At 33.1% G+C, this 22,621-nt stretch carries 22 protein-coding genes and 1 tRNA gene; 8 read left to right on the top strand and 15 right to left on the bottom strand.

The window, feature by feature from the left end:
• Positions 1–28: 28 nt before the first annotated feature.
• Genes ABGB03_RS11400 through ABGB03_RS11390 form a run of 3 tightly spaced genes read left to right on the top strand, consistent with a single transcriptional unit; the run spans position 29 to position 4,238 of the window.
• A complete protein-coding gene (locus ABGB03_RS11400; protein ID WP_347922670.1) occupies positions 29–1,096 on the top strand; it encodes a branched-chain amino acid aminotransferase in 1,068 nt (355 codons plus the stop codon).
• Positions 1,096–3,165 carry a thiamine pyrophosphate-dependent enzyme gene (locus ABGB03_RS11395; RefSeq protein ID WP_347922669.1) on the top strand — a complete coding sequence of 690 codons (2,070 nt, stop codon included), beginning with the start codon at positions 1,096–1,098 and terminating at the stop codon, positions 3,163–3,165. Before ABGB03_RS11400 ends, ABGB03_RS11395 begins: the two co-directional genes overlap by 1 nt.
• A 35-nt stretch (positions 3,166–3,200) precedes the next feature.
• Positions 3,201–4,238: a zinc-dependent alcohol dehydrogenase family protein gene (locus tag ABGB03_RS11390; RefSeq protein WP_347922667.1), complete on the top strand. Its 1,038-nt coding sequence runs from the start codon at positions 3,201–3,203 to the stop codon at positions 4,236–4,238.
• 46 nt (positions 4,239–4,284) lie between these two features.
• Here ABGB03_RS11390 and ABGB03_RS11385 read toward each other — a convergent pair.
• From ABGB03_RS11385 to gcvP, 5 genes are all read right to left on the bottom strand, one after another.
• Positions 4,285–4,358: transfer RNA gene (locus tag ABGB03_RS11385), tRNA-Thr, on the bottom strand.
• Positions 4,359–4,404: 46 nt separating this feature from the next.
• Positions 4,405–5,253, bottom strand: coding sequence for a glycosyltransferase (locus ABGB03_RS11380; protein ID WP_347922665.1), 849 nt, complete (start codon positions 5,251–5,253; stop codon positions 4,405–4,407).
• On the bottom strand, positions 5,253–5,774 hold the full coding sequence (locus ABGB03_RS11375) for a methyltransferase (RefSeq protein ID WP_347922663.1): 522 nt from the start codon (positions 5,772–5,774) through the stop codon (positions 5,253–5,255). Before ABGB03_RS11375 ends, ABGB03_RS11380 begins: the two co-directional genes overlap by 1 nt.
• A 1-nt stretch (position 5,775) precedes the next feature.
• Positions 5,776–6,834, bottom strand: a complete 1,059-nt coding sequence (locus ABGB03_RS11370; RefSeq protein ID WP_347922661.1) for a ketoacyl-ACP synthase III — start codon at positions 6,832–6,834, stop codon at positions 5,776–5,778.
• 104 nt (positions 6,835–6,938) lie between these two features.
• Positions 6,939–9,788, bottom strand: a complete 2,850-nt coding sequence (gene gcvP / locus ABGB03_RS11365; RefSeq protein ID WP_347922660.1) for an aminomethyl-transferring glycine dehydrogenase — start codon at positions 9,786–9,788, stop codon at positions 6,939–6,941.
• A 118-nt stretch (positions 9,789–9,906) separates the two neighbouring features.
• Here gcvP and ABGB03_RS11360 point away from each other — a divergent pair, with 118 nt between their 5' ends.
• On the top strand, positions 9,907–10,737 hold the full coding sequence (locus ABGB03_RS11360; protein WP_347922658.1) for a hypothetical protein: 831 nt from the start codon (positions 9,907–9,909) through the stop codon (positions 10,735–10,737).
• Here ABGB03_RS11360 and ABGB03_RS11355 read toward each other — a convergent pair.
• The 10 genes from ABGB03_RS11355 to ABGB03_RS11310 form a co-directional block, all read right to left on the bottom strand.
• Positions 10,731–10,991 carry a hypothetical protein gene (locus ABGB03_RS11355; protein ID WP_347922656.1) on the bottom strand — a complete coding sequence of 87 codons (261 nt, stop codon included), beginning with the start codon at positions 10,989–10,991 and terminating at the stop codon, positions 10,731–10,733. The genes ABGB03_RS11360 and ABGB03_RS11355 overlap by 7 nt on opposite strands.
• A gap of 9 nt (positions 10,992–11,000) precedes the next feature.
• Positions 11,001–11,555: a sigma-70 family RNA polymerase sigma factor gene (locus ABGB03_RS11350; protein WP_347922654.1), complete on the bottom strand. Its 555-nt coding sequence runs from the start codon at positions 11,553–11,555 to the stop codon at positions 11,001–11,003.
• Between the two features lie 80 nt (positions 11,556–11,635).
• Positions 11,636–12,337 carry a DUF2071 domain-containing protein gene (locus tag ABGB03_RS11345; protein ID WP_347922652.1) on the bottom strand — a complete coding sequence of 234 codons (702 nt, stop codon included), beginning with the start codon at positions 12,335–12,337 and terminating at the stop codon, positions 11,636–11,638.
• Positions 12,334–13,233, bottom strand: coding sequence for a TIGR01777 family oxidoreductase (locus ABGB03_RS11340; protein ID WP_347922650.1), 900 nt, complete (start codon positions 13,231–13,233; stop codon positions 12,334–12,336). Before ABGB03_RS11340 ends, ABGB03_RS11345 begins: the two co-directional genes overlap by 4 nt.
• Positions 13,230–13,565 carry a hypothetical protein gene (locus tag ABGB03_RS11335; protein ID WP_347922648.1) on the bottom strand — a complete coding sequence of 112 codons (336 nt, stop codon included), beginning with the start codon at positions 13,563–13,565 and terminating at the stop codon, positions 13,230–13,232. The genes ABGB03_RS11340 and ABGB03_RS11335 overlap by 4 nt, the downstream gene beginning before the upstream one ends.
• A gap of 51 nt (positions 13,566–13,616) precedes the next feature.
• Positions 13,617–14,120, bottom strand: a complete 504-nt coding sequence (locus ABGB03_RS11330) for a MarR family transcriptional regulator (RefSeq protein WP_347922647.1) — start codon at positions 14,118–14,120, stop codon at positions 13,617–13,619.
• Between the two features lie 47 nt (positions 14,121–14,167).
• Positions 14,168–14,941, bottom strand: coding sequence for a hypothetical protein (locus tag ABGB03_RS11325; protein ID WP_347922646.1), 774 nt, complete (start codon positions 14,939–14,941; stop codon positions 14,168–14,170).
• A gap of 29 nt (positions 14,942–14,970) precedes the next feature.
• Positions 14,971–17,016: a M3 family metallopeptidase gene (locus ABGB03_RS11320; RefSeq protein ID WP_347922645.1), complete on the bottom strand. Its 2,046-nt coding sequence runs from the start codon at positions 17,014–17,016 to the stop codon at positions 14,971–14,973.
• Between the two features lie 226 nt (positions 17,017–17,242).
• On the bottom strand, positions 17,243–17,728 hold the full coding sequence (purE, locus tag ABGB03_RS11315) for a 5-(carboxyamino)imidazole ribonucleotide mutase (RefSeq protein ID WP_347922644.1): 486 nt from the start codon (positions 17,726–17,728) through the stop codon (positions 17,243–17,245).
• 1 nt (position 17,729) lies between these two features.
• Entirely contained in the window at positions 17,730–18,884 is a 1,155-nt protein-coding gene (locus ABGB03_RS11310; RefSeq protein WP_347922642.1) for a 5-(carboxyamino)imidazole ribonucleotide synthase, read from the bottom strand.
• Positions 18,885–19,023: 139 nt separating this feature from the next.
• Here ABGB03_RS11310 and ABGB03_RS11305 point away from each other — a divergent pair, with 139 nt between their 5' ends.
• The 4 genes from ABGB03_RS11305 to ABGB03_RS11290 all read left to right on the top strand — a co-directional run bounded on the left by ABGB03_RS11305 (position 19,024) and on the right by ABGB03_RS11290 (position 22,571).
• Complete coding sequence (locus ABGB03_RS11305) at positions 19,024–20,133, top strand: adenylate kinase (RefSeq protein ID WP_347922640.1); 1,110 nt, start codon at positions 19,024–19,026, stop codon at positions 20,131–20,133.
• A 164-nt stretch (positions 20,134–20,297) separates the two neighbouring features.
• Positions 20,298–21,296 (top strand): GTPase ObgE, encoded by a 999-nt coding sequence (gene obgE, locus ABGB03_RS11300; protein ID WP_347922638.1) that lies wholly within the window; start codon positions 20,298–20,300, stop codon positions 21,294–21,296.
• A gap of 14 nt (positions 21,297–21,310) precedes the next feature.
• A complete protein-coding gene (locus tag ABGB03_RS11295) occupies positions 21,311–22,015 on the top strand; it encodes an ion transporter (RefSeq protein ID WP_347922637.1) in 705 nt (234 codons plus the stop codon).
• Between the two features lie 31 nt (positions 22,016–22,046).
• A complete protein-coding gene (locus ABGB03_RS11290; protein ID WP_347922636.1) occupies positions 22,047–22,571 on the top strand; it encodes a DUF4136 domain-containing protein in 525 nt (174 codons plus the stop codon).
• Positions 22,572–22,621: the final 50 nt, after the last annotated feature.

The following is a 22,621-nucleotide window of genomic DNA, read 5'->3' as shown; positions in this document are numbered from 1 at the left end:
TGGAATCTACAATAGAAACATAAATATTATGAAGCATAACATTTCAATAAAAAGAGTGGAAAAATCAAAAGTTGAGAATTTGGACTTTGATAATATCCCTTTAGGTAGAATTTTTACAGATCATATGTTTATATGTGATTACCAGAATGGGCAATGGACTAACCCAAGAGTTGAGCCATTGCACCTAATTCTGACTCATCCAGCAGCGATGGCTTTGCATTATGGTCAAGCCATTTTTGAAGGTATGAAAGCAACTTTAGATACTGAAAAAACTCCAATGTTGTTCAGGCCAAAAAAGAATGCAGAAAGATTAAACTCAAGCGCAACCAGAATGGGAATGCCACACTTTCCAGAAGATTTGTTTGTGGAAGGGTTAAAGCAATTGGTTGCTGTTGAGCAAGCATGGATTCCACCACAAGAAGGAAGCGCTTTATATTTAAGGCCTTTTATGTATGCAGATGAACCTTTTATTGGGATGCGAGCAGCCACAAGTTTTAAATTTATCATTATTGCCTCACCATCGGGACCATTCTTTACCAAAAGAATAAAACTATATGCCGAAACTAAATACATTCGTGCAGCAGAAGGTGGAACAGGAGAAGCTAAGGCTGCAGGAAATTATGCAGCTGCGATTCGTCCAACAGAATTGGCGAAAGCAAAAGGTTTTGATCAAGTGTTATGGCTTGATGCCATAGAGCATAAATATATTCAAGAAGTTGGTACCATGAATATCTTCTTCAAAATTGACGGAAAATTTGTAACACCTAAACGTGATGGAGCCATCTTAGATGGTATCACCAGAATGAGTGTTATTGATTTGTTGAAGCATAAAGGCTATGAAGTTATTGAACGACCAATTTCAATTGACGAAATTAAAGAAGCTTCCAAAAAAGGAATCTTAGAAGAGGCTTTTGGTACTGGAACAGCGGTTGGTATTGCCTATATTCAAGACATTGGTTTAAAAGATGAGATCATTCACGTTTCTGATGAAAGTCCTGTAGGATTGGAAGTAAATAACATATTAAACGGAATTAAAACAGGTAAAATTGAGGATACTTTTAACTGGATGGTTAAAATTGAAAAAGAGTTGGTTTAATGAATAAAGAAACACTTAAAAAAGCATTTTCAACGCTTTGTACTGCAAAGGCTATGACCGAATTGTACGAAGCCAATTTCAAGCAGGTTTCAAAATACGTGCATGCAACTTCCAGAGGTCATGAAGCTATCCAGATTGCTTTAGGTTTACAATTATTACCACAAGATTATGCATTTCCTTATTATAGAGATGACGCGATGTTGTTGTCGTTCGGATTAGAACCTTACGATTTGATGTTGCAGTTAATGGCGAAACGCGAAGATCCTTTTTCAGGTGGACGAACCTATTATTGTCACCCAAGTTTAAAAGATGATGATAAACCTAAAATCCCTCATCAATCTTCAGCTACAGGAATGCAAGCCATTCCAGCAACAGGAGTAGCTATGGGAATGCAATACCTCGAAAAGCAAGGCTTAAAAAACCCAGTAACGTCGACAAAAGTCGACACTTATCAAAAACCAATTACAGTCTGCTCATTAGGTGATGCTTCAGTAACCGAAGGCGAAATAGCAGAAGCCTTCCAAATGGCTGCCTTAAAACAAATGCCAATATTGTATCTGGTGCAAGATAATGGCTGGGATATCTCGGCAAATGAAGCTGAAACCAGAGCTCAAAATGCGTTTGAATATGCCAAAGGATTTAAAGGATTAGATGCGATTTCCATTGATGGAGCCAACTTTATTGAAAGTTATGAAGCTATTGAAAAGGTTATTAAAATAATTCGTGAAGAACGCAGACCATTTTTAGTTCATGCTAAAGTTCCGTTGTTGAATCATCATACTTCTGGAGTCCGTATGGAATGGTATCGTGACGATTTAGAGGAAGCGCGTTCACGTGATCCGTATCCAGTTCTAAAGCAACAATTATTAGATAATGGATGTTCTGATAAAGAAATCCAAACCATTGAAAATTCTGCAAAAGCAAAAGTGCAATCTGATTTTGAAAAAGCCTTACAAGCCGAAGATCCAAAACCAGAAGATTTATTTACTCACGATTTTGTGCCAACACCTATTACAGTAGAAGTTGGAATTCGTGCTCCTGAAGGCGCAGGAAAAGTAGTCATGGTAGATTGTGCTCTATTTGCAGTTGAAGAGATCATGAAAAAGCACAAAGAATGTTTGCTCTATGGACAAGATGTAGGTGGAAGACTTGGAGGTGTGTTTCGTGAAGCAGCAACTTTAGCACAAAAATTTGGCGATGACAGAGTATTTAATACACCAATTCAAGAAGCCTTTATTGTCGGTTCAACTGTTGGAATTAGTGCAGTTGGATTGAAGCCCATTGTTGAGGTTCAGTTTGCCGATTATATTTGGCCTGGACTCAATCAATTATTCACAGAAGTGAGCAGAAGTTGCTACCTCTCTAATGGCAAGTGGCCAGTGAGTATGGTTCTACGTGTGCCAATTGGTGCTTATGGAAGTGGAGGACCTTATCATTCAAGTTCTGTTGAAAGTGTTATTACCAACATACGAGGCATCAAAATCGTGTATCCGAGTAATGGAGCCGATTTAAAAGGTTTGATGAAAGCAGCCTATTACGATCCAAATCCAGTAGTGATTTTAGAGCACAAAGGCTTGTATTGGTCAAAAGTTCCAGGAACCTTAACTGCGACGTCAGTTGAACCTTCTGAAGATTATGTATTGCCTCTTGGAAAAGCTTGGGTCTTACAAGAAATTTGGAAACAAGAAGATGTGGAGACGCTTACTATTGTTACTTACGGAATGGGTGTGCATTGGGCTTATAATGCGTCTGGTGAATTAGATATGAGAGACCAAATTGAAATTATTGATTTACGTACTTTATTTCCACTAGATGAAGATGCAATTATGAGGTCTGTTAAGAAAACTGGAAAATGTTTAGTGGTCACTGAAGAACCTAGTAACAATAGTTTTGCACTCGCCTTGGCTGGAAAAATTCAAGAACAATGTTTTCAATATTTAGATGCTCCAGTAATGACCATTGGTAGCGAGAACATGCCAGCAATTCCTTTAAATTCTACGTTGGAACAGACCATGATTCCTTCTACAGAAAAAGTAAAAGCCAAAATTAATACCTTGTTAAACTACTAAACTTTATTACCTTAGTTGTTCTATCATTGTAAACTATGAGAGCAGCTGTTTTTGAAGCATTCCAAGGTCCAATTACCATTCAAAACATCAACGATCCAACACCAAAAAATGATGGTGTCGTTGTTAAAGTAAATGCAACTGGGTTATGTAGGAGTGATTGGCATGGTTGGATGGGACACGATCAAGATATCGTGTTACCTCATGTTCCTGGACATGAATTAGTTGGAATCATCGTTGAAGTTGGGAAAGATATCAAGAATTTTAAAATAGGAGATAGAGTCACCATACCATTTGTAGCTGGTTGTGGTAATTGTGGAGAATGCAAATCTGGAAATCAGCAAGTATGTGATCACCAATCTCAGGCTGGTTTTACGCATCATGGTTCGTTTGCTGAGTATGTGGCTTTAGATTATGCAGATACTAATTTGGTAAAACTTCCAGAGGAAATAAACGATGTGACTGCTGCAACATTAGGCTGCCGATTTATCACAGCCTTTAGAGCCATTGTAGCCCAAGGGAAAGTATCAAAGGGACAACATGTAGCCATTCATGGATGTGGAGGCGTTGGGTTGTCTGCGATTATGATTGCCAATGCACTTGGTGCTCAAGTCACAGCAATTGATATTAATAATGAAACCTTAGCGTTAGCGAAGCAACTAGGAGCCCAATACATTGTTAATGCTATGAATAGTAATGTTGTAGAAGCCATAAAAGATATCTCTAAAGGAGGCGCTCACGTCTCAATGGATGCTTTAGGAAGTGAAATTACTTGTCTTAATTCAATTGCATCATTGAAGAAAAGAGGCAAACATCTTCAAGTTGGATTGATGACAGGAAATCACAAACATTTAAAAATTCCGATGGATAGAATTCTAGCAGACGAACTCGAGATTATAGGCAGTCATGGTATGCAAGCGCATAAATATCCAGAAATGTTAAAAATGATAATTGAAGGTAAATTGCATCCAGAAAAACTCATAGAAAAAACCATTACTTTAGAAGAAGCAGCGGCTGCTCTACCAAAGATGAACAAATTTGAAAACAAAGGTGTTTTGGTCGTCAACCGTTTCTAAACTAATTAAAATTAAAAAAGACACTTTTTAAAGAGTGTCTTTTTTGAGCCGATGGAGGGACTCGAACCCACGACCTGCTGATTACAAATCAGCTGCTCTAGCCAGCTGAGCTACATCGGCGTTACAGGCAGCAAATATAATCTTGAAAATAATATTTGCAAATATTTTAAAATATTTTTTTTCGAATATTATTCCAATGTAATTGTCTGATAAATTTGCCTTGTTCTTCGTTAACAAGGAAAGGTTGGTTTTCTTTTTTTGCTTTAAAGTATCCAATAATTGAATTGGAAAAATATGAAACTTGTTTTTTGTTAAAGGCACTTTTAAGAGTGGCAATTACCATTAGTAAAAATCCAAAACGCATTTTGTATAAAGCCTCACCTCTTAGGTGTTTCGTGTTTTTACCATATGTTTTTCCAGTTGGTTTTAGATGCTTAACATGTAAGTTTTTGTCTGTTTGAATTTTCCAGCCATAATATTGAGCCAGTAAAACATCTATGGAGTCCCAGCCAACAGATTTTTTTAAGCCACCAATTTCATTAAAGCATTCCTTTCGATAAGATTTTATTGGACCTCTCACATGGTTTTTAGAAGCAATAGTTTCAAATACCCATGTATTATTTTTTTTTATAAAAGGAATTCCGCTTGCGATTCCAATTTTAGGATCGTTTTTAAACAATTTTGCTATGGAATCTATATAGTTATTCGGAAAAATAATATCTGCGTCATACTTGCAAATAATGTCGAAATTATCATCAAGAGATTCTAAGCCTTTGTAAAAGGCATTAATTATTTTTGCTCCTGGGATATGTTCATTTGATGTAGAAATATTTTCAGATGAAATCCAATTATACTTTTTGACATATTTTGATATGACTTGAGGTGTATTATCTGAAGAGTTGTCATTAACTACAACAATACGTTTTGGTAGTAATGTTTGTTTTACAAGTGATTCTAAAGTAAGACCAATGGTGTCTTCTTCGTTATGTGCTGGTATAATAATATAAAAATCCATTAGATTCTTTCAGCATAAACAATGTAATAGCGAGGTGTAAACCATCTTAAAATTGGTCTAAATCCAATTCTTTTAGTGGGATTGGTCCATTTCTTCCTGTCAATAATTTTCCAACCAGCTTTTTCGAGTAGCCAATCAAACTGCCAATCTTCAAATTCATGATAATGTCTATCCCATTTGTCAGTTTTACTTCTGTAAGCTGAAGAAAACCAAAGATTAAGAGGTATACTAGCTACAAGTTTATCAGCTTTAATACTTTTTAAAACAGTGAATGGAGATAATAAATGCTCAAAAATTTCAAAGGCAGTAACTACTTCTGCATTAGATTTTTCAATATTTGAAGTGTCAATGTCTATATCTTCACCTTTAGTATTCTCTACCTTGTAGCCATGTTCTTTCATGACTTGGGTAAATGGGTTTTCTACACCTAAATCTAAAATTGAAGACGTTGTAGAAATGTGCTTTTGTAAAAATTGGAATGTGAGTTTATAACGCTTATGTGGAAATTTACCTTCGTACATTTTAGACCTTGTATACTATAGCATTAATATTCATTCCGGCTCCAACACTTGCAAACAAAATAGTATCACCTTTATTTATGTTGTGGCCTTTTAATTTACCTTTTAGAATCATATCATATAATGTTGGTACAGTCGCAACACTAGAATTGCCTAGTTTATTAATTGTCATTGGCATAATGCCTTCTGGCATATCCATATTGTGTAGTTTGTAAAAACGCTTTACAATAGCTTCATCCATTTTTTCATTAGCTTGGTGAATCAATATTTTTTTAACCTCACCAATTGGAATTCCAGATTGCTCAAGGCAAGATTTCATTGCTTGAGGAACATTGTTCAAGGCAAATTCATAGATTTTTCGTCCATACATTTTAATGTATCGACGTTTGTCCGTAACCTCTTGATTATTAGTTTCTCCAAAATAGATAAAATGAGCTTCATCGTAAGTATAGGTAGCAGTGTCATGTGCTAGAATGCCTCCTTCTTCATTGGTGGTTTCAATAACCGTTGCAGCTGCTCCATCAGAATAAATCATCGAATCTCTATCATGCTTATCTACAACTCTAGATAATGTTTCAGATCCAATTACTAAGCACTTTTTTGCCATTCCAGCTTTAATGAATGCCTGCGCTTGTATAACACCTTCAACCCAACCTGGACAACCAAAAAGAATGTCATAGCCAACACATTTGGGGTTTTTAATTCCAAGAAGATGCTTTACACGTGATGCAATACTAGGTACTGTATCACTTTGATCAGTATTATGTTTTATATCTCCGTAATTATGAGCAACAATAATATAGTCTAGTTCTTCAGGGTCAATTTGAGCATCAGCTATAGCTTTTTCGGCGGCATAAGTAGCTATATCAGAATTGTTTAATTGATCTTTAATATAGCGTCTTTCATCAATTCCAGTAATAGCTTTAAACTTTTCAACAATAACTTCATTTGTATTGTTTATTGGAGAACCATCTGCATTTAAAAATTCATGTTGATAAAAATCTTCGTTCGTTTCAATTCGGCTTGGAATGTAACTTCCTGTACCTGTAATCTTAATATTCATATAATAAAAAGTTGCCTTTAATTTTTGCTAATGTAATAAATATAACAGCAAAAAATTAAAGGCAAAAAATGTTTTCCTTTCTTTTACGATGTTCAAAGCACAAATTAAGCTTCTATGAAGTCTTCAATTGGTGCACATGTACAAATTAAATTTCTATCTCCAAAAGCATCATCCACACGTCTTACGCTTGGCCAAAACTTGTTCTCGTATACATAATCCAGAGGGAATGCAGCTTCAGTTCTGCTATATGGTAAATCCCAAGTGTCAGCAGTTAACATAGTCATTGTATGTGGTGCATTTTTAAGCACATTATTTGGATTATCCTTGTCTGCTAATTCAATTTCTTTTCTAATAGAAATCATGGCATCACAAAAACGATCTATTTCTGCTTTATTTTCACTTTCGGTTGGTTCAATCATTAAGGTTCCAGCTACAGGGAAAGATACTGTTGGTGCGTGGAAACCATAATCCATTAAACGTTTCGCAATATCTACAACTTCAATACCATGTGCTTTAAAAGCTCTACAGTCTACAATCATTTCGTGAGCAGCACGACCTCTTTCACCTGAATATAAAGTATCGAAATGGCCTTCTAAACGCTGCTTTAAATAGTTTGCATTTAAAATGGCAATTTTAGTAGACTGAGTAAGACCTTCGGCACCTAGCATACAGATATAACCATAAGAAATTAAACATGCTAGAGCAGAGCCATAAGGTGCTGCAGAAATAGCTGTTATACCTTTTTCTCCTCCTACATTCACTATTGGATTTCCTGGTAAAAATGGTACTAATTGTTTAGCAACGCAAATTGGTCCAACACCTGGACCACCACCACCATGAGGAATAGCAAAAGTCTTGTGCAAGTTTAAATGACAAACATCTGCACCAATATTTCCAGGATTAGTCAATCCTACTTGAGCATTCATGTTGGCACCATCCATATAGACTTGTCCACCATTATCATGGATAATTTGAGTAATTTCTTTAATTGCAGATTCATAAACACCGTGAGTAGATGGGTATGTTACCATTAAAGCTGACAAATTATCTTTATGTAATTCGGCTTTTTCTCTTAAATCGTCAACATCAATATTACCTTCTTCTGTAGATTTAGTAACTACAACCTTCATTCCAGCCATAACTGCACTTGCAGGATTTGTTCCGTGTGCTGATGATGGAATTAAGCAAATATTTCTATGATGATCACCACGAGATTCGTGGTATGCCTTTATTACCATTAGTCCAGCATATTCACCTTGAGCACCAGAATTTGGTTGTAAAGATGTGTCAGAAAATCCTGTAATTTCTGTTAGTTGATCTTCTAGTTTCTTAAGAACTGTCAAATAACCTTCCACTTGATTTAATGGTGCAAATGGATGAATATTTCCCCAATTAGACCAACTTAATGGTAGCATTTCAGCTGCGGCATTAAGCTTCATTGTACATGAGCCTAAAGAAATCATGGAATGGTTTAAAGATAGATCTTTACGTTCCAATGATTTTATATAGCGCATTAAATCAGTTTCAGAATGGTACGTATTAAACACTTCGTTTTCTAAAAATTCTGATGTTCTTTTTGCAGCCTCTAAAATATTATTTGAAGATGTAATTGAAGTTAACTTTTCAGGAGTTTTACCTGCAACTTCTGCAAAAATTGAAATAATTGTATTTACGTCTGAAAGAGTCGTTGTTTCATTCAACGAAATAGTCACAGTATCAGCATCAGGATAATAAAAATTAACACCTTTAGTTTCTGCGATAGCTTTTACTTTATCAGCATTAGCTTTTACTTTTAAAGTGTCAAAATATGCTGAATTTTCTTGTGCAAAGCCTAAACCTTGTAATGCATTATCCAAATTAGAAGCTGCATTGTGTACTTTGTTAGCAATATATTCTAATCCTTTTGGGCCATGATACACAGCGTACATTCCAGCCATAACTGCTAATAATACTTGAGCAGTACAGATGTTTGAGGTTGCTTTATCACGCTTAATATGTTGCTCACGAGTTTGTAAAGCCATTCTTAATGCGCGATTTCCATTGGTATCTTTGGTAACACCTATAATTCGTCCTGGTATATTTCTTTTATATTCTTCTTTAGTTGCAAAATAAGCTGCATGAGGACCTCCATAACCCATTGGGATTCCAAAGCGTTGTGTGGTTCCAACGACAACATCAGCTCCAAACTTTCCAGGAGCTTCAAGTTTTACTAAACTTAAAATATCGGCAGCTACTGCTACTTTAATATCAGCTGCATTTGCTTTTGATATGAATGATGCAATATCATTTATTTGTCCGTCTTTTCCTGGATATTGAACAATAGCTGCGAAATAATCTGATGAAAAATCAAAACTATTTGAATTGCCAACTACCAATTCTATACCTAAAGGATTAGATCTTGTTTGTAAAAGTGATAATGTTTGCGGTAAAATTTGTTCATCAACAAAAAGCTTAACAATATTGTCTTTCTTTTGTTGACGTTCTCTTACAGCAAAGAGTAAAGCCATAGCTTCAGCAGCTGCAGTACTTTCATCTAGCAATGAGGCGTTAGCTATTTCCATACCAGTTAGGTCAGTCACCATGGTTTGGAAATTTAAAAGAGCTTCTAAACGACCTTGAGCAATTTCGGCTTGGTAAGGTGTGTAAGCTGTATACCAACCTGGATTTTCTAAAATATTTCGCTGAATAACTGCAGGTAAATTAGAAGGATAGTAACCCAATCCGATGTATGATTTATATACTTTGTTTTTTGAAGCTAAATCATGTATATGTTGCAAGTACTCTTGCTCACTCATAGCAGCATTCAAATTAAGCGGTTGCTGTAATCTGATGTTATCTGGAATGGTTTCAGTAATAAGTTGGTCTATTGAAGATGCTCCAATGGTATTGAGCATTGCCTCATGGTCACTAGTTCTAGGTCCAATGTGGCGTAGTGCAAACGAATCTATATTCATACTAAAAGGTTGATTTTTGATGAACAAAACTAAGGAAATAAATGCGGTTTTAATATACTAATAATGAAAGTTTTTAACCATTTTAAGTCATTATTAACAGTTTAACTAAATTTGTATTATGCAAGTGTTAAAAAGGCTTTTTGATTTTTACATTAATAGTAGTATTCATGTTGCATTGGCTGTATGCGGATTGGTTTGGGTGACATTATTAAATTTTAATGTTGGAGTCAATTTAGATTTTATATATTTTATTTTTTTTGCTACTGTTACTGGTTACAATTTCGTGAAGTATTTTGGGTTAGCAAAATTCCATCATAGAAGTTTAGCGAGTTGGTTAAAGTATATTCAAATATTTTCGTTTTTGTGTTTTTTAGGTTTGGTATATTTTACCTTCAAACTAAAAGGACAAACTATAATTTATTTCGGAGCTTTAGGCATTATTACATTTTTATATGCAATTCCGTTTCTTCCTAAAAAAATATTTATGGAAGCTGGTAATTTAAGAGCAATAAGTGGTTTAAAAATCTATGTGATAGCTTTTGTTTGGATGTGTGTTACTGTAATTATTCCACTACTAAATGAAAATTATAGTCTAGATAATGATGTTTTAGTCGAGGCAATTCAACGTTATTTATATGTTATTATCGCTATATTGCCTTTTGAAATTCGAGATATGAGATATGATAGTTTAAAACTGTCAACAATTCCTCAACGTATAGGTATTTCAAGAACCAAAACAATTGGAGTTTTGTTGATCATGCTTATTTTTTTTTTAGAGTTTTTTAAAGACGAATTTTGGATAAAAAAGACAATTATTTTAGGAGTAATATGTGTGTTGTTATTAGCGTCTTTAGTGCTTAGTAATATTAATCAAAAGAAGTATTTTAGTGGATTTTGGGTAGAAGGTATTCCTATACTATGGGCAATTTTAGTAACGGCTAATTATTGATGACTCTTTAATTCTTTTTGAAAATTAGTTTCAAGTTTTTCTTTTTCACAATGCTTAAGGCAATCTACTTCAGGTTTACGTGTAAGCTCGGTAAGCTTAGCATTGTTGGCAGAATATTTTCTACAAGCTTTACAATAAATAAGATGAATATTAAGCTTGATTTTATCCCACAGTGAAGCCTCATTATACTGTGTTTTGTCACAAGTATGAGCTGCTTTATCGCATGAAACAAATAATTTAAAACCTTTACTCATTATTCTATATTAAAACCAATTTTTTTCCATACAAGATGCCAAAGCTGTTCTGGCTCTATGTATTATTACCCAAAGATTAGACGCCGTGATACCCAATTCATTACAAATAGTTTCTGTCTCGTAACCTAATAATGTTTTCATTTTAAAAACTTCAGCTTGTTTTGTTGGTAATTTACTTATGCAATTATGAATAGCCAAACCAAGCTCGGTGTTTTCTAAATTATTTTCTGCAGTTTTATCATAAGGGTCAGCTACACGTTGTTCTATCCAATCACCTTCATTCTCGCCATCAAAATTTAAATTCATTCTAACTTCGGCCTTGCCTTTATTAGAATTTATTTTTCTATAATGGTCAATTATTTTTCGCTTTAAAATAGAGATTAACCAAGTACGTTCACTTGCTTCACCTTTAAAGTTTTTCATGGATTTTAAACCTGCAAAAAAAGTTTCTTGTACTAAATCTTGAGCAGTCTCTCTGTCTCTTACACGTGTAATAGTGTAATTAAAAAGATAATCTGAATACAAATCTATCCACATATTGGGATTTATTTTGTGACCTGACATAGATTGCTGTTAATTTTTTACTCTTTCAAAAATAGGATAAAAAGTGGACTTGTACTGTTTTTATAATAAGTTTAGGATTATTATGTATAGATAGGATTTATGATACGCTTGTTTTCAACTGAAATGTCAGAACCTGTTGCTAAAAACACTGATTTTGGCATTAATTGATTTAACATTCTAAATTCTGAACCATAATTTGCTGCGAAATTAACATTAATATCATAATTAATAATCTCCTTTTGCTTCCACTTTGGGTGCTTAACCTCATACTCAAAAGTTTTGTGCTTGCCTTTGGTGTAACCATAGTAATGTTCTGCTATAAATTCAGCTTCAGAGTTTTCAATTATTGGAATAGTATTTTGTTTTGTCTTTACTGAAAGAGACTGCCATTTTTCTTTAATTTTCCAATGATAACTATAATGATTGTTAGTGTTATCTTCATCATGTTTCATTTTACAAGTTTGATAATGCTCATTATATAATGAGTTAGCAATAAAAGTTATTAAAGGTTTGGGTACTATTTCTTTAATAAAAACGACACCGCGTTTATCATTTCTCTTCACATAAAATCGAAGATTGACTTTTTCAAAGTTGATATGATATGGCATTTTAATACCCAAGACCTTAGTGTTTTTAAACATAAAACCGACTAAACTTATGTAGCAGTTCCCTTCAAAAAAATCAAGTTGAGTACCAGAAGGTATATGTGGCTTTAGTATTTCTGAATTTATGACATAATTAGCCATTATAAGATTTTCCCATTTTGCAGTTAGAAAGCTCATGATATTAAGTTTTTTGTTGCAAGATTAATATTTTCGAATTTAAACGTAAAGCCTTGATTTAATAATCGTTCTGGAATTACATTTCTACTTTTTAAGATTAATTCGGTTTCTGTTCCAATTACTTTTGCTCCAAATTTTAATAATGCTTTTGGTTGAGGAATTCCAAATGGTATTCCTAATGATTTCTGTAAGCTTTTCATTAAGGTCTTATTGTTTGTAGGTTTTGGAACGCATACATTAAAGTTGCCGTTTAAGTTTTTATTATTAATTAGAAACTCAACTGCTCTAGCAAAGTCCAACTCATGAATCCAACTTACTTTTTGCTTTCCGTGTCCTTGTTTTCCTCCCAATCCTAATTTTGTTAGAGTTTTTAGAGGTTTAAAAGCACCTCCGTTCTTTCCAAGTACGATAGCAGTTCGCAATGCAATCTTTCGAGTCTTTGGATTGGTAATAGAGTAGAAGGCATTTTCCCATGATTTGGCAATGTTCATTGAAAAATCATCTCCTATTTCGCCATTATCTTCATTCATTTCTTGGTCATAAGAATCACGGTAAATAGTAGCAGTGGATGCATTCATCCAAAGTTTTGGCGGATTCTCACAAAGATTAATTGCCAAACCTAAAATATTCGTTGAGTTGATTCTAGAATCATAAATACGTTTCTTGTTTTTCTCATTATATCTACAATCAACGGATTTTCCTGTAAGGTTAATCAATACATCTGAATTCTCTATGGCAATTGTCCATTCACCTAAATCGTTTCCATTCCAATAAATGTCATTTTCTTTTTTAGGCTTTCTAGTTAAAATTATAAGCTTGTAACCTTTTTGTGTAAAGTAGTCTTCAAGAACTTGTCCTAAAAAACCACTTCCACCTGCTATAATTATTGTTTTCATTGTGTCTTATATATTTTGTTTAGAATAGATAAAAAGTAGACTGCAATGCATAAAGGAATTGCTATAACTCCAAAAACAAATACATATAATTCAATAGAAGCATTCCAATCAATAAGCCATAATAATCCATATATAGATATGATTATCCAGTATTTATATAGTTTTATTCTTAATTGTTGTTTAATTTTTTTCCAATAGAACAAAAGTATAATTGAAGTAAACACTTGCATTAAACCTAAAACAATTTGTGAATAAAGCCCTAGAAACAGTGTAAGATATAATATTGCAGTTATTATTAATATTGCTTTGTTTAGAATGTATAGTATTTTCATTTTATGTATTTTAAACTTTCAGAAAAAATTGAAAGTATAGTTTAAATTTTTTTAGTTTAAGAGTTTAATGATTGACTTTGTCAACCAGTTTTGTTTTTGAGTTACTAATTTGTTTAACATAGAATCTGCATTAAAGGTTAAGTCATGCAATGCTTTCGTTTGTTTAATTAGCTCTTGAGTTTTTTCAGTACCATCATCTTTGATTGAAGACACATCGTTAAGTACTTTTATGACTGGTTGAATTTCTCTTCGGCTACGTTCTTTCGCAATAATTCTAGTTAGTTCTTGTACATCTTTTTCGGTTGTGAAAAACTCTTTTCGCTCTCCTGGAATGAGTTCTTTGGTTACAATTCCCCAATCAATAAGCTGTCTTAAATTCATACTTGTATTACCACGAGAAATTTTAAGTTGCTCCATAATATCTTCCATTGATAAGGGTTTTGTAGAAATAAAAAGGAGTGCTTGAATCTGTGCCATGGCCTTATTTATGCCCCAAAGTGAGCCTAAACTTCCCCAAGTGCCAATAAATTTATCTTTTGCTTCTTGATATTCCATAAGGCAAATATACAATAATTTTTAAACTTTCAATAATTATTGAAAGTTTATTTTATTTGTAAATGAATATGATCATCATGTCTAACCGCTCCACAACCATGAAATCTAATTTTTGATTCGTTAGATAAACCTAATGACTGCTTTAGGTGAGGTTCAATAAATATCTTTTGAGTTATAGGAGAAGCAATGAGATTTTGAATTAGTTTTTTTGTAACCTTTTCGTCAAGAGCAAGCTCATTAATAGTCCCAAAAGTTAGATATTTAGGGTAATCATATTGCCAATATCCTTTTTCAAGACAAGTAGAATTTGAATAATTATCTTCAGAATTAGAAAAGAAACCGTACCCAGAGACCGAAGGTTTTTTATTAGTTGGTTTTCCTTCTTTGTCTAAATACATAAAAGATATGTCAATCTTTTTTCCATCGTTGTGGCTAAGGTGAGGTAATAGAGGGAAACCATTAATAAAAGGAAAATTGGCATCTAGATATGTAATATTTATTTCATTTTTACTGGAATCTTCAAATAATAAATTTTTTAAGTTTGGATTTACATAATTTCTAAATAATAGAGGATAAACCCAATTTCTTGGTTTTACGTTTTCACTAAAAACTGGAAGTCTTTCGCGTCCAAATAATTTAGCAATTGGAGGGATTATTAAAATATTAAAAGTTAAGTAGAGTAAAGGAAAAACTAATCGTTTTTTCTTTTTTATCTTTGATGATGTTATAATTGTGATTAACCAAATTAAACCACCAACCTGTGTTAGTATAGTTAATAAGACGACAAATAGAATATGACCAATGATTTTAAGTAATCTCATACTCCAAATTAACGAATAAACAGATTGACTTATTTCAACAACCCAGCACGCCTCAACAAAGCTTCAGGTTTTGGTTCTTGACCACGAAAACGTTTGTACAATACCATTGGATCTTCAGTGCCTCCTTGGGACAATACGTGGTCTTTAAATTTATTGGCAACTGTTTTATCGAAAACACCTTCTTCTTTAAAGTATTCAAAAGCATCAGCATCCAACACTTCAGCCCACTTGTAGCTATAATATCCAGAAGAATAGCCTCCTTGAAAAATATGTGCAAAAGCTGTACTCATACAGTTTTCTGCTACATCGGGATATAATAGTGTGTCACCAAATGCCTTTATTTCTTGTGCTTTCACATCAGAAATTCCTGTTGGGTCTAGTCCATGCCAACTCATATCTAGTAATCCAAAACTTATCTGACGAAGCGTTTGCATGCCTTCATGAAAGGTTGCAGATTCCTTAATTTTGTTCACTAAATTCATCGGAATCACTTCATTGGTCTCGTAGTGTTTTGCAAACAATTCTAAAGCTTCTTTTTCGTAACACCAATTTTCCATTACTTGACTTGGTAATTCGACAAAGTCCCAATAGACGCTTGTTCCTGATAGACTAGGATAAGTCGTGTTGGCGAGCATACCATGAAGTGCATGACCAAACTCGTGAAATAAAGTCGTAACTTCGTTAAAGGTTAGGAGCGACGGTTTGCTTTTTGTAGGTTTAGTGAAATTACACACAATAGATACATGTGGTCGCTCTTCTTTACCATTTTGAATATATTGAGGTTTAAAAGAGGTCATCCACGCCCCATTACGTTTTCCTGGTCTTGGGAAAAAATCTGCGTAAAAAATGGATACTAAATTATCATTACTGTCAGTTACTTTATAAGTTAACACATCGTCATGATATTTATCAATATAATCTATAGCATTCTTATCTTTAATTTCCTCAAATCTTAAATCGAAGAGTTTATTGGCTACTGTAAATGCACCATTAATCACATTTTCTAGTTTAAAATAGGGTTTAAGTTGTTCATCGTCTAAATCAAAAAGTTTTTGTTTTAATTTTTCTGCATAATAACTTGAATCCCATTTCTCAAGTCTATCAATTTTATCTAAATCTTTGGCAAAACCCTCTAGCTTCGAAAATTCTTTTTCTGCTGCTGGTTTTGCTTTTTCTAGCAATTCATTTAAGAAATTTTCAACCTTTTCAGGGGTTTTAGCCATTCGTTCTTCCAATACAAAATGCGCATGTGTTTTATAACCTAATAATTGTGCGCGTTTAAAACGAAGGTTTGCAATTTTAATAACGATGTCTTGATTATCTAATTCATCATTTTTAAAGGCTTTACTGCCAAATGCTAATGATAGTTTTTGTCGTATCTCACGATTATTAGCATACGTCATAAAAGGGATGTAACTAGGATAATCAAGCGTTATCATCCAGCCCTCTTTATCTTTGCTTTCTGCTAATTGTTTTGCAGCTTCCTTTGCGCCATCAGGCAAACCAGATAAATCATTTTCATTTGTAATTAGCATTTCAAACTTATTAGTTTCTGCTAACACATTTTCACCAAATTTTAATTTTAATTGGCTTAACTCTTTATCAATAGCGCGTAATTGCTCTTTTTTATCATCAGTAAGATTAGCGCCATTTCTAGAAAAACTCTTGTAACGTTTATCAAGTAGTGTTTTTTGTTCTTCGGTTAAATTTTTTGGTTTAGAATCGTAAACTGTTTTTATGCGTTTAAATAAATCTTCGTTTAAAGTGATATCATTCCCAAATTCAGATAATAAAGGAGATACTTCTTGTGCTATTTTTTGAATCTCGTCATTAGTTTCAGCAGAATTTAGGTTAAAAAAGATGCTCGATATTCTATCTAATTCTTGACCTGAATATTCTAAGGCTTCTATGGTATTTTTAAATGAAGGAGCTTCTAAATTTGACGTAATTGAATTTATTTCTTTTTTAGCTTTTTCTATTGCAATCTTAAATGCAGGGAGGAAATCTTTATTAGATATCTTAGAAAATGGAGCTGTATTGAAAGGGGTTGAAAAGGGTTGATTTAGAACGTTCATTTTAGATGTAAGGAAATTATTAAAAATACTGTAATAGATTCAATTGTAATTATTGTTAATTGTAATATTTTTCTTTATAACTAATTGATTTCATGAATATTAACATTAATAAATTAGGTGGTTGTTTAAAAAATATTACTTTCGCCGATATTTTTTCAGAGAGTCTTTTAGGTTCTTAAAAATAGTTGATTAATAGCAATTGTAAAACCCCAACTCGCTTGGGGTTTTATTGTTTTATAGATTTTGCAGCATCAATAACTTTTGCCTTAAGACCTTCTTTAAAAACAATCATTTTATCAAGGACACATTTATCTGAAGCACCAATAATTTGAGCTGCTAAAATACCTGCATTTTTAGCACCATTTAAAGCAACAGTAGCTACTGGAACTCCTCCAGGCATTTGTAAAATAGATAGTACAGAATCCCAACCATCAATAGAATTTCTTGATTTTACCGGAACACCAATGACTGGTAATGGAGATAGTGAAGCAATCATTCCGGGTAAATGAGCTGCGCCTCCAGCGCCTGCAATAATAACTTTAATGCCTCTGCTATGTGCATTTTTACCGTAATCAAACATTTTTTCGGGTGTTCTATGAGCTGAAACAATATCGACTTCAACTTCAATATCAAAACCTTTTAAAATATCTATTGCTTCTTGCATAACAGGAAGATCACTATTACTTCCCATAATTATTCCTACTTGTGCCATATTATTCGCTTATTACTTTAATTTTCTTTTTAACATCGGCTGCAATCTTACGTGCTTCATTTATATCTTCATGAACTATAGTTACATGACCCATTTTTCGAAAAGGACGTGTTTGTTTTTTACCATAAATATGTGGTGTTACACCATCCATAGTCATAATTTGTTCAATATTTTTATAGACTACATCTCCAGTATATCCTTCAGCACCAACTAAGTTTACCATAATGCCGCCAACTTTACTATCCGTTTTCCCTAAAGGTAAGCCTAAAACAGCTCTTATGTGTTGTTCAAACTGCGATGTGTAACTAGCTTCTATTGTATGATGGCCAGAGTTATGTGGTCTGGGAGCCACTTCGTTTATTAAAATTTCGTCATCTTTAGTTTGAAACATTTCTACAGCTAATAAGCCAACATGTTTAAAGGCAGCAGAGGTCTTTAAAGCTATTAATTCTGCTTTTAAAGCGACTTCTTTAGAGATTCTTGCTGGACAAATAACATATTCTACTTGGTTAGCTTCAGGATGAAACTCCATTTCAACTACAGGATACACTTTTACGTTTCCATCTACGTTTCTGGCAACAATTACTGAAAGCTCGTTTTTAAATGGTATTAATATTTCTGTAATACATTCTACATTTGGTAATTCATCCAAATCAGAATGCGAACGTACAACTTTAACACCTGTACCATCATATCCAAATTGTGCACTTTTCCAAACAAAAGGAAACTCTAAAGATTCGTGTTCAATTGCTGTAAATATCTCATCTTTGTAAGCAAATCTAGAAAAAGGAGCAGTAGGCAAATTGTTATCTACATAAAATAGTTTTTGTTTTGCTTTATTTTGAATAGTACGTAGAGTTTTAGCTGATGGAAACACTTTTGTGCCTTCCTTTTCCAACTTTTCAAGAGCATCTACATTTACATTTTCAATTTCAATAGTTAATACATCTACTTTTTTACCAAATTGGTACACTGTATCAAAATCCATTAAATCGCCCTGTACAAACTCATTACTGGCAATTTTACTAGGAGCTTCACTACTAGGGTCTAAAACACATGTGTAAATATCGAATTTTCTAGTGTCATTAAGTAACATCTTACCAAGTTGTCCGCCACCTAGAATACCTAATTTGAAATTGGAAGAAAAATAATTCATTTTAAAAATTTCGCCTTGTTTTTCGTGTTTTCAATGCAAAAATACATTTTAATATTGAACCAATTTCTAAAAACATAAATCAAAACATCGTTTAAACTTAATCAATTGATTATCTTTGCCTCTTTCAAAATTTAATAAGGTGATAAAGCTTCACGATAAATACTTTAAACCGTTTATTTCTGAACAAGAAATTGATGATGCCATTACAAAAATGGTTGATAACGTTCTTGTGGATTTAGGTGATGAAGTTCCTGTATTTGTTGGAATTTTGAATGGCTCATTTATGTTTGTGAGTGATTTTGTTAAAAAATACCCTAAGCCTTGCGAGGTGACATTTATTAAGCTAGCATCTTATGAAGGTGTAAAGTCGACTGAGGATATTCAACGCCTTATTGGATTGACACAAGATTTAACAGGAAGAACTGTGGTGATTCTTGAAGATATTATTGATACAGGAAATACACTTGAAGAAGTTCATAGAATTTTTGAAAATGAAAATGTAAAATCACTGATAATTGCAACGTTATTTTACAAGCCGCAAGCATACAAAAAAGACTATAAATTACATTATGTAGGTATAGAAATTCCTAACAAATTTATTGTAGGATACGGATTAGATTATGATGGTTTAGGAAGAGATATACCTGAGGTTTACCAAATAAAAGAAACACAACACATGACAAACTTAGTGCTATTCGGACCTCCAGGAGCAGGAAAAGGAACGCAAGCTGAATTTTTAAAAGAAAAATATAATCTAGTTCACATTTCTACAGGAGATGTATTTAGATATAATATAAAAAACGAAACAGCTTTAGGTACACTTGCAAAATCTTATATGGATAAAGGAGGGTTGGTTCCTGATGAAGTAACTATTAAAATGTTAAATGCTGAGGTGGAAAAAAACTCAGATGCAAACGGTTTTATTTTTGATGGTTTCCCACGTACTGAAGCACAAGCAAAAGCATTGGATAAATTAATGGAAGACAAAGACTCTAGCATTAATGCAATGATTGCTTTAGAAGTGGATGATGAAGTCCTTGTTGGGCGCTTACTAGAAAGAGGAAAAACTAGTGGTAGAGCCGATGACGCAGATGAAGGTATTATTAGAAGTAGAATTACCGAGTATTATAATAAAACAGCAATTTTAAAAAACTATTATTCTGCGCAAAGCAAATATTTTGGTGTAGATGGTGTTGGTAGTATAGAAGATATTACATTGCGTTTAAATAAAGTGATTGATAGTTTATAAAACAGATTTTACTTTTAAATAAAAATTAATTAATTTGATTCCTGCTAATGCAGGAATCTTAATATATAAATATGACTGAAGATTTGAAATTAAAAAGAGGCAGCTTGTGCTTGTCAGATATTTTCAAAATCAAAATAACAATTAGTCAATAAATAATAAATAAGATGACAGAGGGTAACTTCGTTGATTATGTAAAGATTTTTGCCTCTTCTGGAAATGGAGGGAAAGGCTCTGTGCATCTTCATCGCGAAAAATTTATTACTAAAGGCGGTCCTGATGGTGGTGATGGAGGACGTGGAGGCCATGTTATTATAAGAGGTAATGAAAACCTTTGGACGCTATATCATTTAAAGTTTAAAAAGCATTTTAAAGCTGGTCATGGAGGTCATGGAAGTAAAAGTAGAAGTACTGGAGCCGATGGCGAAGATGTATATATAGATGTGCCTTTAGGAACAGTTGTAAGAGATTCAGAAACCGAAGAAATTCTTTTTGAAATTACAGAAAATAATGAAGAAATTATTTTATGTGAAGGAGGAATGGGAGGTCGAGGTAATTGGCACTTTAAAAACTCGGTTAACCAAACACCTCGATATGCACAACCAGGAATTCCTCTTGAGGAAAAGCGTATTACAGTTGAACTTAAAGTTTTAGCAGATGTTGGTTTAGTGGGTTTTCCAAATGTAGGAAAGTCTACATTGTTATCTGTAATTACATCAGCAAAGCCAAAAATTGCTGATTATGAGTTTACAACCCTAAAGCCAAATTTAGGTATCGTAGAATATAGAGATTATCAGTCGTTTGTTATGGCAGATATTCCTGGAATTATTGAAGGAGCTGCTGAAGGCAAAGGTCTTGGGCACTATTTTTTAAGGCATATAGAGCGTAATTCTGTTTTGTTATTTATGATTCCAGCCGATGCAGATGACATTCATAAACAATATGATATTCTGTTAGATGAATTACGACGTTATAACCCTGAAATGTTGGATAAAGAGCGTTTTATTGCTATTTCCAAAAGCGATATGTTGGATGATGAGTTAAAAGCAGAACTTAAAGAAGAATTAGATAACAACTTACCAATAGACTATATGTTTATATCTTCTGTAGCTCAACAAGGAATTACAGAGTTAAAAGACAAACTTTGGAAAATGTTGAATTCTTAATATGAGTGTAATTTATGAGAGCGTTTATTAAAAGCTTCGTAGAATTTAATGATAATAAATTAAGTCGATGGTTTGCTTTTTTTATTCAAGCGCTTATTTTACTCTCTTTAATAACATTTTCGGTTGAAACATTACCAAATTTAGCACCACAAACAAGAACAATTTTAAGAGTTATTGAAGTTACTTGCGTGGTTGTTTTTACCATAGAATACATTTTAAGAATTTACGTAGCAGACAGTAAGTTAAGATTTGTTTTTAGTTTTTTTGGGCTCATTGACCTCATTGCTATACTTCCTTTTTACTTGTCTTTTGGAGTAGATTTACGTTCGTTGAGAGCCTTACGTTTTTTACGTTTATTTAGAATATTAAAGTTAGTTCGTTATAACAAAGCAATGAATCATTTTGTACGAGCTATTAAAACTGCTAAGGAAGAAATATTGCTTTTTATATTCATTACGTTAATGCTAATATACTTCTCTGCAGTAGGTATTTACTATTTTGAAAACGAAGCGCAACCAGAACATTTCACGTCTATTTTTGATAGCCTTTGGTGGGCAATTATCACTTTAACAACAGTTGGTTATGGTGATGTATATCCAATTACTGTTGGTGGTAAAGTATTCACTTTTTTTATTTTAATGATAGGTTTAGGTATAGTAGCCATTCCAACAGGGATTATTTCATCGGCTTTAACACGATCGGTAGATAAAAAGGAATAATTTTTGATTAACTTTAATAAAATTTAAGTTGATGAAAAAGTTACTTGTCTTATTAACTGTATTTATGGTTGTATCATGCGCACCAATTTATGTGAAATACGACTACGAGAAGCAAACCAATTTTTCTAAATACAAAACCTATAATTACTATTCTGATCTTGAAACTGGGTTGAGTGAACTTGATACTAAACGATTATTAAATGCTCTAGATGAAGCTTTATCTGTCAAAGGGCTGGCATTATCTGATACTCCAGACTTTTTTGTTGATATCACAAGTTCCGAATTTCAAAATACTCAAAGAAATTCTGTAGGTGTTGGAGTAGGTGGAAGTGGGCGTAATGTAGGTGGTGGTATTTCTATCGGATTACCAATAGGTCAACCAAAATTAAATCGAGAAATAGTATTCGATTTTCATGACGAAAATGGTATTGGTCTATTTTGGCAGGCTGTAAGCGAATCTGGTTATAATCCAAATGCATCGTCAGAGCAAAAAGAAATACGTATTAAAGCCATTGTTGAAAAAGTACTAAAAGGGTATCCTCCCAAAAACAATTAACGTTTTTTTGATAGTTAAGTCTGTGTTAATTCATTTTACGTGAGATTTGT

It is taken from the genome of Pontimicrobium sp. SW4 (assembly GCF_039954625.1).
Classification (GTDB): domain Bacteria; phylum Bacteroidota; class Bacteroidia; order Flavobacteriales; family Flavobacteriaceae; genus Pontimicrobium.
This window is presented reverse-complemented; position numbering and strand designations above follow the sequence as displayed.

Excerpts from the sequence above, each read along its gene's own strand:
- ABGB03_RS11400 (WP_347922670.1), top strand. The coding sequence starts at position 29 with ATGAAGCATAACATTTCAATAAAAAGAGTGGAAAAATCAAAAGTTGAG.
- ABGB03_RS11395 (WP_347922669.1), top strand. The coding sequence starts at position 1,096 with ATGAATAAAGAAACACTTAAAAAAGCATTTTCAACGCTTTGTACTGCA.
- ABGB03_RS11390 (WP_347922667.1), top strand. The coding sequence starts at position 3,201 with ATGAGAGCAGCTGTTTTTGAAGCATTCCAAGGTCCAATTACCATTCAA.
- ABGB03_RS11380 (WP_347922665.1), bottom strand. The coding sequence starts at position 5,253 with ATGGATTTTTATATTATTATACCAGCACATAACGAAGAAGACACCATT.
- ABGB03_RS11375 (WP_347922663.1), bottom strand. The coding sequence starts at position 5,774 with ATGTACGAAGGTAAATTTCCACATAAGCGTTATAAACTCACATTCCAA.
- ABGB03_RS11370 (WP_347922661.1), bottom strand. The coding sequence starts at position 6,834 with ATGAATATTAAGATTACAGGTACAGGAAGTTACATTCCAAGCCGAATT.
- gcvP (WP_347922660.1), bottom strand. The coding sequence starts at position 9,788 with ATGAATATAGATTCGTTTGCACTACGCCACATTGGACCTAGAACTAGT.
- ABGB03_RS11360 (WP_347922658.1), top strand. The coding sequence starts at position 9,907 with ATGCAAGTGTTAAAAAGGCTTTTTGATTTTTACATTAATAGTAGTATT.
- ABGB03_RS11355 (WP_347922656.1), bottom strand. The coding sequence starts at position 10,991 with ATGAGTAAAGGTTTTAAATTATTTGTTTCATGCGATAAAGCAGCTCAT.
- ABGB03_RS11350 (WP_347922654.1), bottom strand. The coding sequence starts at position 11,555 with ATGTCAGGTCACAAAATAAATCCCAATATGTGGATAGATTTGTATTCA.
- ABGB03_RS11345 (WP_347922652.1), bottom strand. The coding sequence starts at position 12,337 with ATGAGCTTTCTAACTGCAAAATGGGAAAATCTTATAATGGCTAATTAT.
- ABGB03_RS11340 (WP_347922650.1), bottom strand. The coding sequence starts at position 13,233 with ATGAAAACAATAATTATAGCAGGTGGAAGTGGTTTTTTAGGACAAGTT.
- ABGB03_RS11335 (WP_347922648.1), bottom strand. The coding sequence starts at position 13,565 with ATGAAAATACTATACATTCTAAACAAAGCAATATTAATAATAACTGCA.
- ABGB03_RS11330 (WP_347922647.1), bottom strand. The coding sequence starts at position 14,120 with ATGGAATATCAAGAAGCAAAAGATAAATTTATTGGCACTTGGGGAAGT.
- ABGB03_RS11325 (WP_347922646.1), bottom strand. The coding sequence starts at position 14,941 with ATGAGATTACTTAAAATCATTGGTCATATTCTATTTGTCGTCTTATTA.
- ABGB03_RS11320 (WP_347922645.1), bottom strand. The coding sequence starts at position 17,016 with ATGAACGTTCTAAATCAACCCTTTTCAACCCCTTTCAATACAGCTCCA.
- purE (WP_347922644.1), bottom strand. The coding sequence starts at position 17,728 with ATGGCACAAGTAGGAATAATTATGGGAAGTAATAGTGATCTTCCTGTT.
- ABGB03_RS11310 (WP_347922642.1), bottom strand. The coding sequence starts at position 18,884 with ATGAATTATTTTTCTTCCAATTTCAAATTAGGTATTCTAGGTGGCGGA.
- obgE (WP_347922638.1), top strand. The coding sequence starts at position 20,298 with ATGACAGAGGGTAACTTCGTTGATTATGTAAAGATTTTTGCCTCTTCT.
- ABGB03_RS11295 (WP_347922637.1), top strand. The coding sequence starts at position 21,311 with ATGAGAGCGTTTATTAAAAGCTTCGTAGAATTTAATGATAATAAATTA.
- ABGB03_RS11290 (WP_347922636.1), top strand. The coding sequence starts at position 22,047 with ATGAAAAAGTTACTTGTCTTATTAACTGTATTTATGGTTGTATCATGC.